Source organism: Gemella parahaemolysans, assembly GCF_053758945.1.
In genome coordinates, this window is the sequence record NZ_JBSMTP010000001.1 from 383,272 (window position 1) to 398,474 (window position 15,203).

The following is a 15,203-nucleotide window of genomic DNA, read 5'->3' on the forward strand; positions in this document are numbered from 1 at the left end:
ATCCCTTTTATATATTCGATTATTATTTTATTTTTCAATACAAATATTCCAATCTTTTCATCTTTCACCTTGAACTTATATTTAAATTAAGGTATTCTAGTATTGACTAAGAACTACGCTTATTTCATCTATTACCCAAGTAAATTTTATGCGATTTATAATTTTTAATTAAAGCGAAATCAATAATTTAAAATGATAACATCAGAAAGGAAAATTTATGAAAACAATATTTAAAGAAGCTCAAAGAATATTTCTGAATATTATGGAATATAATCTGTATAAGTTTAAATATCTCCCACAGTCCATTCTATTTAAAGCAAAACAATTTCACAATGAAGCTCTGGGTAAGAACACAAAATTCTTTCCAAAATTTAAAAGAGGTACTATTGTATATGTTAAGTTTGGTATTAATATAGGTTCTGAATTAAGCGGAAATCATTTTGCAATTGTGCTAGATAAATATGATAAAGTAACAAAGAGTACACTTACAGTTATTCCTCTATCTTCAAAAAATAATAAATATTATCAAGCTCTAACACCCTACGACAATATATATTTTAAAAATTCAAAATATCATCTTAATAAAATAGATGAATTAATCTCTAAATGGGATATAACATCTAAAGAATCCCCCTCTGAACTAGATAACAAAAGAGAATATTATTCTAATGAATTTAATGAATACATAAAAAAATTGTTGATTGAAAATAATGGTGTTGTAACAGAAGATGTCCAAAAGAGCATAAATTCTTATTCAGAAGAATTAATCAATAAAGCGTTATATAAACTAGATATTAATACAGAAAGTTTTTTAGAATCTAAGGAAAGACACTTCAAAGGAATCGAAAAATATAAAAAATACAAAAATAAAGATAGCTATGCCTGTGTAAATATGATACAAACAATAGACAAGAGAAAGCTAACACCAATTTCTGAGTATGAAAGTGCGGGTAATATTACGATTTCCGAGGAATCAATGTCCCTTATAGAAAATAGAATTAGAAAAATTTACTTTAATATTTGACATATAAATAAAAAAATGAGATACTATTAATATAAATTAGTGGTGAAACATCCACATCAATATCATTATTAGCTGTGAAATATCAGCATCAATATCATATTAAGAGTATCTCATTAAGGGATACTCTTTTCTTTATAAACTGACAAATCGAATCAATTAGTTTTCTTCCTAGCATTGTAATAAAAATTTTTCCCAGTATTAACTAGTAGAACATATAATCACTATCAATTTCTTTTTACTTTAGTTGTAAAATTATCCCCTTATATATTATAATTTTATTAAAGACAAAGGAGGACTATTCTATGAAACTTTATTTAGCTGGTGCATTATTTAACGAAGCTGAAATAGCTCAACGTTTAAAGGAAGGAAAATTATTAAAAGAAAAATTTGGAGAAAGATTATCTGTTTTTAATCCGATAGAACAGCCTTTCAATGAAGATAAACAAACATTACCTACACCCCAAGATATTTTTAATGGTGATACTGAAGCTGTTAAAAACTGTGACATCTTCTTAGCTGATGTTACAAATGAAGATAGTGGTGTTATGGTTGAGTTAGGGATTGCTATTGCATTAAAGAAAAAGATTATCGCTATAAACTCTGATATTCGATTAAAATCTGCAAATAAATACGATATTCCAAGTTATGCAATGAATCACTACGTACTAGGTGGTATTTTAAAACACGGAACTCTTGTTTATAGCTTTGAAGAAGCATTAAACGAACTTGATAAACTATTTTGCTTAAAAAAACACTTATAATTAATAAAATAAGCGAGATTAACTTAAGAATTTTGATTTTGAACAATCAATTTCTAAAGCCAATCTCGCTTTTACTTATTTAATTTTTAATTTTTTATCTTTTAACTCTAATACTACATCAGCAGCACTCGCTAATTGATTACTGTGAGTAACTACAATAACACATTTATTGTTTTCTACAGCTACCTTTTTCAAGATTTCGATTATCTCTTCTGCAGTACTTTCATCTAAGTTCCCTGTTGGTTCATCAGCTAATATTATAGGCGCTTCAGATACTAACGCTCTTGCTATAGCTACACGTTGTTGTTGCCCTCCAGAAAGTTTCATAACGTTTCGATTAACATGCTCTTCTTCTAATCCCAGTTTTAAAAGAATTTCCTTACTTACATTTTTTGAAACTAGTTTTAAATTCTCTAGTGGAGTCAGATAATCAATTAAGTTATAATTTTGAAAAACTAGAGAGATATCTTTACGTCTATGTTCACTATATCCTATTTTTTCGATATTAATATCATTAAATAATATCTCTCCACTTGAAGGACTATCTAATCCTGCTAATAACGATAGTAAAGTTGACTTACCTGCTCCAGATTTACCTATTATCGCATAAAACTTCCCTACTTCAAAATTATAAGTAATTCCACTTAAAACCTTTGACTTACTGTTATCATATAAATAACTTACATTTTTCAATTTAAAAATCGACATTTCTTATTCCTCACTAATTAATATTCGTTAAAATCTTCTTCGGTTTCATTTTTAAGATTGGCAATAATGCTACAACTACCGAAATGATTACTATAGCTACCATTACTATCACTAAACTAATAATATCTATTCCACTCACAGACATCTTCATTAATTCATCAGCTATTGTTTTTGGTAACTCTTCAGAAAATATACTTCCAACATTATTAGCTAAATACTTAATAGTCGTCATCTCTATACCAAGTGCAGTTATCAAACCAAATAATGTTATCAATAATACCTCAACTATAAATTGTAACACTAGGTTTACTTTACTCGTTCCTAATGACAGTAAAATCCCAATTTCGTATGTTCTTTCACGAACCCAGAACATTAATATTAATGATAGTATTACTACTCCAACTACAACACTACCTATTCTTATCATATTAGTTATTTTAGTTATACTCTCTACTGATGATGTAATAAGCTCATAATTCTTATTCGATTTAGAGACCATTAAATTATTTATTCCTAAATTCTCAACAGTTTTAATTACATCATCTAACTTAGTTGGATCTTCTACTCCATACTCTACTGACGTTACTTTATTATTAGATGTTAAAGCTAATAACTCTTGACTTGATTTATAATCAGTATAAACTGTATTTTCAATAAAATCCGAACTTAAACCATTAAAAGTATTAGTTTTTTCACCAGAATAGATTCCAACAACTTCCAATTCTAAAATTTTACCTTCTTGTGATAATTTAATTTTATCACCTAAATTAATATTATTTAATTCAGCAAATTTTTCATGAATCATAATTTTATTCTTATCATTTTCTTCAATATGTCTTCCCTTTTCCAATTTTAAAACTTCACTCTTAAAATCAATATTACTTTTAGAAGCGGTAATACCATTCATCATCACTAAATTACTTTTATTTTTCATTTCATCATTTAAAGTAATATTTTGATTTTCCTGAACTACCTTTTCCCCTTCAACAGTAACCGATTTAGAAAATATATAATTTTTCGTAGTTATTCCTTTTAATTCTTCAATTTTTTTCAAAGTATCCTTTTCTATTTCTTTATTGGACTTATCTGCACTTTCAATATTAAATCCAAAATTAACATCTTTATATAAATTTTTAGAAATATTATTTACAGTTGTATTCAAGACACTACCACTTAATAAGAAAAATGATATCAGTGTAACTATCAAAAATAAAATACTGCTTCTTACTTTTTTTCTAATAATATAAAGATATGCCCTATTAAAAATACTCATCTATTTCTCCTTACATTAATTAATATCAGATAATAAATCTTTAGGTTTTCTATATGCTAATCTACTAGAAGCAATTCCTACAGCAATAACAATTATCGCAATACCAACAAGTACTACTGTCAGCATATTGTCCACACTAACACTTACATCCAAGGCAGTAATAATTTTATTTGCACCCTCTACTTCAGCATTTGCCCCTAGATTAACTCCATTAGCTTGGTTCGAGATAGTTTTACTTACGGATTTAATAGATTGTTGGAGTATCTGATTTCCGATATTTTGACTAATTGCACTCCCTACGAAATATGAAGCTATAAAACTCGGAATACTAATTAATAGAACTTCAAGAATAAATTGCCCAATAATACTAGCTTTAGTCATACCAATCGCTAAACTTACACCGATTTCTTTTCTTCTACTGTTTATCCATAAGAATAATATCAATGATAATATTACTATGCTAAAGACTATCGTACTGATAAATACACCATTAGTTAGACTATAAATTGTATCTAATGATTGTTGAAGAGCTGGGAAGTTTTGATTACTTTTAACTAACATATATTGTTTCCAGTTAATAGGAAGTTTTTTAGCATCATTTATAATATTATCAACTTTATCTTTTCCATCAACTAAAAATGTTGCATCTTGATATATTTCTTTCCCATCTTCATAATTATATAAAGTTTTTGTTGTTTGAGTATCAGCTATAAAAATATTATCGTAGAGTTCCATATGACTAGATGTAACACCTTTATTCTGACCTCCAAAAATACCAACTACAGTAACTTCAACCTCTTTATCAGATTTTTTCTCATTATCTGCATCATTTGGATTACCTTTTAATTTAATCTTATCTCCAACTTTAATTTTATTCTTCTTAGCAAAACCTTCATGAATTAGAGCCGAATTTTTATCATTATCAGTTAGATGTCGCCCTTCTATTAATTTTAATGTTTCTGCAGAGAATCTATCATCTAACGACGAGTCATTTGTTCCAGTAACAATAACAGTTTTAGAGAAAAGTTGTCTTTGTTTGTTGTTTTTCTCTTCTTGTTGATGATTCGCAAGTTTTAAAGGCTCTAAATCTATTAAATCCGCACTCACATTCATTCGTTTAACATATTTCTTTACTCCCGGAAGCTCCTTAATCTTCTCAATATCCTCTCCTATTAAGTTACCAGCTCCTCTGGCAGTCCCTTGATTAGTCTTTCTATTTATCTCCATAGAAAAACTACTCGTTATATTTTGAAAAGTCTCTTTTGATAAAGCATCAGTTGATTTTTTAATTGATATAGTACTTAAAATTAATGATGACATAGTAGCTAATATCAAAAATATAACAAATGATTTAAAACTTTTTCTGGTTATATATAACCATGCCTTTTTAAGAATCGACATTATTTACACCTCTTTTATTTATTTTTATGTAAATAGTATTAATAACTATTATCATTCTATAATTATATGATACAGTTTTTACTTAAAATATAATTTATATTATTTAAATAAAATGTAAAACGTTTCAAACAAAAATCCTTATCCTCCACTATTATACATGCAATAAACTATTATTTTGACATAATTAAAATCACCCCTTCTTTAGCATAGAGCATGAACTACTCGTATTTTATAAAGAAAGGATGATTTTTAGTTGTTTAATTCTTAATCTTCATCCGCATAGCAAATGATTATTTTATTTCGACGCCTTTGCTTACTATGTTAGCCAAAGCCAATTATAAAAAATCCAAAACATACTCATAATTTAAATTTCTTTATTACATTTAATATTAAAATAAATATTTATTAAAACTCAAAGTCAATTCCTGTTTTATTACGTTCATAAAAACTTTTAACTAATTTATCTCTAGCCAGTATATCTGATTTCATATTATATAAATTAATCTGAGTATCAAGCAGACAAATACATTTATTAGCTAACTCAACACCTTCCGGTTTATTTAATCTTAATTGTATCTGCACTAAAATAAAATAAAATGAATTTATATGAAAATTAAAATGTGTCAATTTACTGTAATTAGTCTTTAACAATTCGATAGCTTTTAAGCATTTTTCCTCTGCTTCTTCTGCATATCCCCTTCTAGATAAACAGGCAATAGCACCATGTAAAGTGAGGATAGATCTTTCTCCTCTATCAATAGAAAACATATCCCCAACACCTATCGGTTCTAGGTTTTCATCAATAAGTCTACGAACAAATTCAACTGGCAGTTGTTCCTCAGTAAGTACTCTAAGCATCAACGTTAATGTTAACATTTCATTTTTTGTATGTTTATCCATCTTTTTTAAATATTCTAAAACATACTCTCTATTCTCTAATATAATTTTTGGAATCATTTGTTCTTGTAACATTCCTAAATATTGTTCTATATATAAACGTGTTGCCATTGAGAGATTTTCTTTCTCAAGAACCTTTATTGCTAGAGTTTTTATAGCAGAATAATTTCCTGATTCTACCAATGCATTCGCCTCTTTTAGAAAGCCAGATTTATCTACTTCCACAAACGGTAAATACTCAGAAAAATAATCTTGATAACATATACCGATATTTCTTAATAATTGCTCAAAAACCTCTAATGTTACACTCGTCTCATCAGCTTCAAATCTTATAAGTGTTCTAGCAGAAATAGCTGTCCCTGCTGCATCTTTCAATTTAATCCCACGTTCTTCCCTAATCTTTTTGAAGATCTTCCCATGAATATTATTATCATTCATTTGAGCATCGCCTCCTAAATTAGTTTCTTTACACTATTATAGCACAAATTATGTGACTAATGTTGAAATAATAATTAAATTTTTTAATGTTATTAATTTTTCTAATACATTATATTTATTCCAAAATTCAGATGTATATCAAGCGATATTCTTCTACCTAGAATTCATATTATTTTTTCTCCGTGCAATAAAAAAGAGGCAAAATAAAAAAGAGTAACCGACAACACAACAAATAAAGTTACTCTTCCTATATGCCTATAATATTTTCCGACAGTATATTCTAGTTTATAAACTTCAATTTTAAAACTTTTCTCTTCAACTTAATTAGTTTATGTACATAATACATTTTCTCCAATTTTGTTAAGTTTAAATTCCATTGAACAACTTTTCCAATCAAATTTATAATAATATCTAACAAAATTTTTATAAACTTCATTTTCTTTTCTATAAAAATTCTTTATAATTACCTTATCCCTAGAAATATTATGTTAACGAAAAAAAACAACCAAAACTGTCAACATAATGAATTTTCTTTCTTTATAGTAAATAATAAGTACGGACCTCCTATAGACAATTATTATTATATCACTAGATTCCTATATATTAATAAAATATGATGTAATTGTCACTTTCTATTCACTTTTCGATGTTTTACACTCAAAAAGTGTCAACGGTGACACATGTTAAATATTAACACTAAGTTTTATTACAATTCTATTTATTTAATTATACAAAACCTATAAAATAAAGCTTGTTTAAACATTATCGATAATAATATATTAATATTCAAATATTAATATTAACACATTAAATTTTATAAAATGTAGATTTTCTGTTTTATTTTAACGTCCATAAGTATAAAATAAATTAACACTTAAAATTGAAATTTGTATTAATATAATAATCTAACCAAAGCGCATTATCAATCTAAATTATTATCATTTAGCAATTTTAAGATATTTAAAAGCCTAAGCTAAAAATATTATAACTTAGACTTTTAAAATATATTAAATTATTTTTCTTTTCTTTGACGTAATCTCGCTGCTACAGCTAGTCCTACTAATCCTGCTAAAGTAGCCATACCTGTTTGACTTTCACCTGTATTAGGTAGAGTATTTAATCCATTTGAATTAACACTTGGACGTTGTAATTCAGATTTGTTATTTCGTGAACCTGGAGCTTTTTCTCCTTCAGCTTTTTCTCTTGGAGTTTTATCACCTGGTTCTTCTGCTTTTCTTTCAGATTGTTTCTTTTTCTCTTCTTCATCTTTTAGATACTTATCTAAATCAAATTCAACAGGCTCATTAGTGTTGTTGTCGGCTAATACTGCCCATGTGAAGTTGTCTAGATTGTATTGTCTTTGAACTTTTTCTAGTTCTTTAGTGTCTTGAGTTAATTGGTTTTGAATTGCAACTAATTCAGAGTTTAGTGTACTTAATTCTTTTTCTAATTCTGCTTTAACTGCTACCTCTTTAGCTAATTTTTCTTTGTTTTGTTCTAATTGGAATCTAGCGATTCGTAATTGTCTTACATTAGCTTTTGCATCGTCTAGTTCTTTTGTTGCAGCTTCTACTTTAGCTGTTAAGTCTGCAATACGGTTATCTACTTTTACGATTTCACTTTCAATGTCTTTTTGTAATGTTTTAGCTTGTTCTAATAGTTTAGCACTTTCGTCTACGTCTTTTTGAGCAGCATCTAAATCAGCAGCTAATTTTGTCATTTTTTCGATGTATTTAACATTGTCTAACTCAAGCTGGTCTACAACTTTTTGTTGTTCGTCTGCTTTAGTAGTTAAGTTATTGATTTTAGCGTCAACTTCTTGTACTTTAGCGGTTGCTTTTGCTGTTTGTTTTTCTGTAACTTTAAGTTCATCTAATGCTTTAGTTGCACTATTAACATTAGCTTTTGCGTCTATTACTGGTTGTTCTTTACTTTCACGTACTTTTACAGCATCTTCATACGCTTTCTTGAAGCTTTGAAGATCTGGTACTTCAGGTAATTCTACAGTATCTTTTGATTCATTTGAATATTTAGCTTTGTAGTTTTCTTTAGCTTTTTCTTCTGCCTCATCGCTTTCATCATCGTATGTTAGTGTTAGTCCGTTATTTGTTATTTCACCTGGTCTTACTAGACTTTCTTTGACGTGGACATATGATATTTTAATAATACCATCTTTAGGTAATTTATCTTTAGCGGTTTGGAACTCTTTGAAAATATCCATTGGCATTGGTTTTAAACCTGTCATATTACCGAATTCATCAAATTCTACATATTGTTTATATTTTTCAATCAATTCTTTTGGTAATCTATTTGTGTTTTCAAATTCACCAGCATTTTCAAAATAAGCAACACTTAATCCCATTGGGTCTATAGCTTTATATAATGATTCAGCGTGACCATAATTTCTTGTGATTATACCTTCATAAAAGAATCCTTTTACAGAATTATATGCATGTTCATATAGTTCATTTCTTGACATTATGTAAGGTTTGTGTGTTGATGCATGTCCGTTATATAAATTTTCATAGTAGTTTCCGCCACGAACTAGTCCGTTTTTTGCTGCAACTTCTGAGATACCTTTTACATGGTGACCAGCATGCAAATCAGCGTGATTATCTCTAATCATAGTCTCAGAAATTTCTTTAGCAATTTGCATTGAGTTTTTATTTACTTTTAATGGTTCTAGTCCGAATTGTTTACGAATTTGGTTTAATAAATGCATACCATATTGAGACATTTTTAGTCTTTCTTCTTCTGACATATTTCTTAAATCGATTTCGTAGTCATCTTCATGGCTGTAGTTATTGTATACCCATTTATGTCCAATTTCTCTTTCTAATTGGATTAATTCAGCTCGTATTTCCCTGGCTTTTGCATAAATTTCTTTGATAGTCATACCTCTATCTTCACCTTTTAGGAAATTGTCCATATATTCTTGGAATTTGTCTACGAATCTTTGGTCTAATGCAATTTTGTATTTTACATTTCTACCATAAGGCATTACAACAGAATCGTACTCTGATTTCTTAGCTAATTCAGTTTTCTTTGCGTCTTCTAATTCAGAAGTTTTAGCTTTTAATTCTTCATTTTTAGCTTTAAGGTTTTTTTCAGCTTTCTTAGTATCTTCAGCTAATTTTTCATCATGCGCTTTAGCTTTTTCTAATTCTTTTTCAGCTATAAGTTTGTTAGCTTTTTCTTTTTCTAAGTCTTTTTTGATATCTTCATTTTTAGCTTTTTCTGATTCTAATTTCTTAGTTACATTTTCAGTCCCATCGATTTCAGCTTTGATTTCTTTTGCTTTTTCTTGTTTAGATTTTAAGTCTTTTGCTTTATCATTTACCGAAGTTTTAGCTTTTTCTAATTCTGATGTTTTTTCTGCTTTTTCAGCTTTAGTTTTTTCTAATTCTGATTTAGCTACATCTAATTCTTTAGCTTTATCTGTTTCTGTTTTTTCTGCTTTTTCTACGTTTTCTTTTGTTGCAGATTTACCTTTTTCAACATCTTCTGAAATTCTGTTAACTTCTTTATTTACTTTATTCAATTCTGCTGTTTTTGAATTCACTTCATTTTCTTTTTGAGATTTTGCTACTGTAGATTTAGTAACTTTCTCTTTTACATTTGCAACATCTTGCTCAGTAGTCTTACCTACAACCACTTTTTCAATTAACTTTGGCGTATTTTCAGCTTTAACTTCATCAGCTTTAACATCTCCACCACCAACTCCGGCTCCAACAAAACTAATTCCTAAAAGAACTGACATAGCTCCTATTTTATTTTTCCTAAGGGAAAACCTTTGTTTTCTTTTCATCATAATTCATTTCCTCCATCAAATATATAAACAATTATTTTATAAAAATAATTTTAACATGGATTGTTGATGTTTACATAAATCAGGAAGAAATCGTCACATTACTACATAAATACTCCTCTTTTTCGCTCATTTTCTCCCGTAATATGACAAAACTGTCTTCTAAATTTTTCATTATAAGTTATATTAACACTCTTAAACGCATAAAAAAAGAAACTAATTCACTAACTAGTGAACTAACTTCTTCAAACTATTTATAAATACATAATATGATTAAAATTCGATATCTATACCTGTCTTATTGGCTTTACAATAAGCTTCATAAGTTACATCTCTTACCTGTCTGTAATAAGGATCACCAGTAATCTCAGCAACAATATCTTCATATTTCAGAATTTTATTCGCTAATATGACACCTTCTTCCTTGTTTTGTAATAAATATAGCGAAGCCATTATTGCAACAATTTCCTTAGAAAATGCAGCTCTATTCATTAATAGTGGATTTTCATTAAATAGTTTAAGGGTCTCTTTGCATCTCTTCTCGGCTAATTCATAATAACCAGCTCTTACTAAGAACGATAGCGCTACTTTTAATAAATCACAATATACAGCACTCATGTATTTATTCAAATAATTTCTTACTGGGATATTTTTAAAGCAATCTTCAATAATCCTTTCAATATATTCTACTGAATAATCATCCTTTGATGCCGAATATATTAAAAGGAATAGTCCATAAATTTCATCAAATCCCAATTTATTCAATGATTCAATTCTATTCCTTATTAATTTTCTATTTTCTTCAAATAATTCTTTATCCTCTTTCCAAAGAATATTATTTAAATGAATCAATATAGCTAATCTCTTACTAAATTCGATATCTTCTTTCTTCAGCTCTTTTTTACATTCATTTACTAACTTTGATGAAGAACCTGATTGCAGAAGTTTCTGAAATTTATTAGCGAATTTTGTGGTTGCGGTGTCAGTATTATCATAGTAAACCGTTAGATAATCTAAATAATTGATATTTAAATTCTCTAATAACTTTTCAAATGTAGCAATTGGTATGCTTGTTTCATCCGCCTCAAAACGCATTAATGTTCTTGTAGAAACAACATCACCTGCCACATCTTTTAATTTATATTCTCTTTCTTCTCTTATTTTTTTAAAAATACTTCCATGTAAATTCTTCTTGTCCATTCCTTATCTCCTAAACTTTATTATTAAGAATAATTTATCACTATTTTCTTGTGTAAATAAACGTATAATTCACTATTAACATAGCCTTTTCTATTATATTTTACCATTAAATTAACTCTTATTTTAATTACGTGACAAATACGTCATATTCTAATATATTTTCTCTATATCTATACAATTAATAGCTGAATACGACATTTTTGTCACGTTATTTTTTGTGTTCACAATCTAATTCTTACAAAAATAAACTTCGAGGCATAGTATATTAACCTCGAAGTCTACTTATTATTTCATTTTATTTTAATTCCATAAATCTTCTAATAGGTGCGTTTGAGTTCTGTCTGGTCCTGTAGAGAATACAGAGATTTTAACCCCTACTAATTCTTCGATTTTTTCTAAATATTTTCTTGCGTTATCAGGAAGCTCATCTAATGATGTTACACCTGTAATATCTTCATCAAAACCTGGTAATGTTTCATAAATCGGCTTACAATCTTTAATGATATTTTCATTAGCTGGATATTCAGTTAAGATTTCACCTTTATAGTCGTATGCTGTACAGATTTTAATTTCTTTAAGTCCTGTAAGAACGTCTAGACAGTTTACTGACAGATTCGTCATTCCAGATACACGAGCTGAGTGACGCATTACTACAGTATCGAACCAACCAATACGACGTGGACGTTTAGTAACTGTTCCGTACTCATGACCAACTTCACGAATTGTATCTCCGATTTCATCGAATAATTCAGTTGGAAATGGTCCATCACCTACTCGTGAAGTATAAGCTTTTGAAATACCTAATACTTTAAGTCCATTTGTTGGTACGAATCCATTACCTACTGTGATTCCTCCTGCAGATGGGTTAGATGATGTAACGTATGGGTATGTACCATGATCGATATCAAGCATTACACCTTGTGCACCTTCGAATAAGATATTTTTATTTTCATTTTGTGCATCTTCTAATACTTTAGAAGTGTCTGTAACATATTGAGCTAATTGTTTTCCATATTCGAAATATTCATTGAAGATTTCTTCTACTGTGAATCCTTCAGTTTCATAGATTTTTTCGAATAATTCATTTTTTTCTTTCAGATTTTGTTCTAGTTTTTTCTTGAATAGATCAGCATCTAATAAGTCAGCGATACGGATACCACAACGTTTGTATTTATCTACATAACATGGTCCGATACCTTTTTTAGTAGTACCAATTTTGTTTTCCCCACGACGAGCTTCTTCGACCTCATCAAGTTTCAAGTGGTATGGTAATACTACGTGTGCTCTATTAGAGATTCTTAATCCATTACAAGTAACTCCACTTTCTTTAAGTCTATCGATCTCACTGCAAATCCATTTAGGATCTACTACAAGACCATTACCGATAATTGAAAGTTTCTCTTCATTAAAAATACCAGATGGGATTAATTGAAGTTTGTAAGTTTTTCCATCAAACTTAATAGTATGTCCTGCGTTGTTACCCCCTTGATAACGAGCAATTACATCAGCACGTTCTGCTAAAAAGTCGGTAATTTTACCTTTACCTTCATCTCCCCATTGTGAACCTACTACTACGATTATTGACATAAATTACGCCTCCTGAAAGCAATTATTTTTTCCATTAATAATTATATCACAAATACAGACGTTTACAACTATTTTTTATAAAATACTAAAAATAATCGGACAATATAGTCTTTTTTCACAGTTTATACATTTTTATGCGTTTTCATTAAAAACAATCATCAACAAACTTTCTTTTTTAAAAAACTTCAAAGTGAATTTAGAATTTAATGTATAACAAAAATCTCAGAACTGTTTTTACACTAAATTTAGGATACAACCAAAATTTATAAAAAAGGGAGTGACTCAAAAATCGTGATTTCGTAGAAATCGATTTTGTCGAGTCACTCCTGCATAGTTTATTAGATATCTAAAAAGCTTTTCTAAAGCGATTTTAGATATCAATAAACCACTGCGTCTATGAGTTTTCATATACACTTTGTTAAAATTTAGGTTTTTTGGATCAACCTCTTTATGTTATTATATTATTTTTTTAGTTTTCGTTTAGATAACATCGTTGTTGCGGCAAGTAACATTACACCTAATATTCCACTTTCTACAGGTGTTTCTCCTGTATTAGGTAGTTTTTTGACTTGTGCTTTCTTAGATTCAGCAGTCTCATTTTGACTTTCAGTATTTTGAGATTGATTAACATCAACAGTTTCTTGTTTTTCGTTATCATGATTCTCTAATTCAACTTTTTGATAAATATAGATTTTATTACCTTCGCCATCTACTTCTTCTTTTCCTGTATATTTATAGCCTTTTAATTCTTTTAGCTTTTCAGAAATTGCTAAAACATCTAAAATATTACCTTCTTCATCTTTTAAAAGGGCTACTTTTAGTTCAGGTAATTGTTCTTTGACTGTTGCTGTTTCTGCGTTTACCCCACCTACAAATGCTTTAAGTTCTTCTGTTACTACTGATTCTGATGGGTTCACTCCGCCTTCGAATGGTTTCAATTCTTCTGTCACTACTGATTCTGATGGATTTACTCCACCTGCGAATGGTTTCAATTCTTCTGTCACTATCGATTCTGATGGATTCACTCCACCTGCGAATGGTTTCAATTCTTCTGTCACTACTGATTCTGATGGATTCACTCCACCTTCGAATGCTTTAAGTTCTACTGTCGGCACTTTTTCATCAGATTTAGATGTTACTACTTTCGATTTATCTTTTTCGTAAATATAGATTTTATTACCTTCACCGTCTACTTTTTCTTTTCCTGTGTATTTATAGCCTTTTAGTTCTTTTGGCTTTTCAGAAATTGCTAAAACTTCTAAAACATTATCTTCTTCATCTTTTAAAAGTGCTACTTTTAGTTCAGGTAATTCTTCTTTAACTACTGATATTTCTGCGTTTACTCCGCCTGCGAATGGTTTAAGTTCTTCTGTTACTACTGATTCTGATGGATTTACCCCACCTTCGAATGCTTTAGGCTCTTCTGTCACTACTGATTCTGATGGGTTCACTCCACCTTCGAATGCTTTAAGTTCTTCTGTCACTACTGATTCTGATGGGTTCACTCCACCTTCAAATGCTTCAAGTTCTACTGTTGGTACTTTTTCATCAGATTTAGATGTTACAACATCATGAGAAATCTCTTCTTCTCTTTTTGTTTGTGTTATATTGCCTGTTTTTTCATCAACTATATATACAGTTGTAACTTTTACCTTTTTCCCATCTTCTCGTTGAACTACTTCTACTTTATCTTTCGCGGCAACTTTTACTACTGTCTCTGTTGCGTCTGTTACTTCTGGAGTTCCTACTCGTTCTGTTACTTCTCCTGTTTTCGGATTTACTTCGTATGTTGTCGTTACTTTTCTTGTTCCTTTTTCTCCAGGAATAGTAATATTGTTTTGTCCTTTTTCTCTCGTACTATCTTTTTCGTATCTTACCGAACTTAGTAATTCTGTAACTTCTACTTTATCCTTCGCGGCAACTTTTACTACTGTCTCTGTTGCGTCTGTTACTTCTGGAGTTCCTACTCGTTCTGTTATTTCTCCTGTTTTCGGATTTACTTCGTATGTTGTCGTTACTTTTCTTGTTCCTTTTTCTCCAGGAATAGTAATATTGTTTTGTCCTTTTTCTCTCGTACTATCTTTTTCGTATCTTACCGAACTTAGT

10 protein-coding genes are annotated in these 15,203 nt (G+C 29.0%); 2 read left to right on the top strand and 8 right to left on the bottom strand.

Annotation, left to right across the window (positions count from 1 at the left end; all coding sequences use genetic code 11):
• Nucleotides 1-217 precede the first annotated feature (217 nt).
• Both ACWOBP_RS01775 and ACWOBP_RS01780 read left to right on the top strand, forming a co-directional pair.
• Nucleotides 218-1,024 (top strand): type II toxin-antitoxin system PemK/MazF family toxin, encoded by an 807-nt coding sequence (locus tag ACWOBP_RS01775; RefSeq protein ID WP_455337197.1) that lies wholly within the window; start codon nt 218-220, stop codon nt 1,022-1,024.
• Nucleotides 1,025-1,326: 302 nt separating this feature from the next.
• Entirely contained in the window at nt 1,327-1,785 is a 459-nt protein-coding gene (locus tag ACWOBP_RS01780; protein WP_294683566.1) for a nucleoside 2-deoxyribosyltransferase, read from the top strand.
• Between the two features lie 75 nt (nt 1,786-1,860).
• On the opposite strand, the gene ACWOBP_RS01785 is transcribed toward ACWOBP_RS01780, so the two are convergent.
• The 8 genes from ACWOBP_RS01785 to ACWOBP_RS01820 all read right to left on the bottom strand — a co-directional run.
• Entirely contained in the window at nt 1,861-2,493 is a 633-nt protein-coding gene (locus ACWOBP_RS01785; protein WP_455337198.1) for an ABC transporter ATP-binding protein, read from the bottom strand.
• A 13-nt stretch (nt 2,494-2,506) separates the two neighbouring features.
• A complete protein-coding gene (locus tag ACWOBP_RS01790) occupies nt 2,507-3,766 on the bottom strand; it encodes an ABC transporter permease (RefSeq protein ID WP_455337199.1) in 1,260 nt (419 codons plus the stop codon).
• 15 nt (nt 3,767-3,781) lie between these two features.
• Nucleotides 3,782-5,167: an ABC transporter permease gene (locus tag ACWOBP_RS01795; protein WP_455337200.1), complete on the bottom strand. Its 1,386-nt coding sequence runs from the start codon at nt 5,165-5,167 to the stop codon at nt 3,782-3,784.
• A 405-nt stretch (nt 5,168-5,572) separates the two neighbouring features.
• The gene (locus ACWOBP_RS01800) at nt 5,573-6,502 is read right to left on the bottom strand and encodes a helix-turn-helix domain-containing protein (RefSeq protein ID WP_455337201.1); all 930 of its coding nucleotides are present in this window, start codon (nt 6,500-6,502) and stop codon (nt 5,573-5,575) included.
• Between the two features lie 1,012 nt (nt 6,503-7,514).
• Nucleotides 7,515-10,313 carry an SEC10/PgrA surface exclusion domain-containing protein gene (locus ACWOBP_RS01805; protein WP_455337202.1) on the bottom strand — a complete coding sequence of 933 codons (2,799 nt, stop codon included), beginning with the start codon at nt 10,311-10,313 and terminating at the stop codon, nt 7,515-7,517.
• Nucleotides 10,314-10,583: 270 nt separating this feature from the next.
• The gene (locus tag ACWOBP_RS01810; protein ID WP_455337203.1) at nt 10,584-11,510 is read right to left on the bottom strand and encodes a hypothetical protein; all 927 of its coding nucleotides are present in this window, start codon (nt 11,508-11,510) and stop codon (nt 10,584-10,586) included.
• Between the two features lie 300 nt (nt 11,511-11,810).
• Nucleotides 11,811-13,097, bottom strand: coding sequence for an adenylosuccinate synthase (locus ACWOBP_RS01815; RefSeq protein WP_294681666.1), 1,287 nt, complete (start codon nt 13,095-13,097; stop codon nt 11,811-11,813).
• 461 nt (nt 13,098-13,558) lie between these two features.
• The coding region (locus ACWOBP_RS01820; protein WP_455337204.1) for an LPXTG cell wall anchor domain-containing protein at nt 13,559-15,203 on the bottom strand (1,645 nt) is incomplete at its 5' end.

Excerpts from the sequence above, each read along its gene's own strand:
- ACWOBP_RS01805 (WP_455337202.1), bottom strand. The coding sequence starts at position 10,313 with ATGATGAAAAGAAAACAAAGGTTTTCCCTTAGGAAAAATAAAATAGGA.
- ACWOBP_RS01800 (WP_455337201.1), bottom strand. The coding sequence starts at position 6,502 with ATGAATGATAATAATATTCATGGGAAGATCTTCAAAAAGATTAGGGAA.
- ACWOBP_RS01790 (WP_455337199.1), bottom strand. The coding sequence starts at position 3,766 with ATGAGTATTTTTAATAGGGCATATCTTTATATTATTAGAAAAAAAGTA.
- ACWOBP_RS01810 (WP_455337203.1), bottom strand. The coding sequence starts at position 11,510 with ATGGACAAGAAGAATTTACATGGAAGTATTTTTAAAAAAATAAGAGAA.
- ACWOBP_RS01785 (WP_455337198.1), bottom strand. The coding sequence starts at position 2,493 with ATGTCGATTTTTAAATTGAAAAATGTAAGTTATTTATATGATAACAGT.
- ACWOBP_RS01780 (WP_294683566.1), top strand. The coding sequence starts at position 1,327 with ATGAAACTTTATTTAGCTGGTGCATTATTTAACGAAGCTGAAATAGCT.
- ACWOBP_RS01795 (WP_455337200.1), bottom strand. The coding sequence starts at position 5,167 with ATGTCGATTCTTAAAAAGGCATGGTTATATATAACCAGAAAAAGTTTT.
- ACWOBP_RS01775 (WP_455337197.1), top strand. The coding sequence starts at position 218 with ATGAAAACAATATTTAAAGAAGCTCAAAGAATATTTCTGAATATTATG.
- ACWOBP_RS01815 (WP_294681666.1), bottom strand. The coding sequence starts at position 13,097 with ATGTCAATAATCGTAGTAGTAGGTTCACAATGGGGAGATGAAGGTAAA.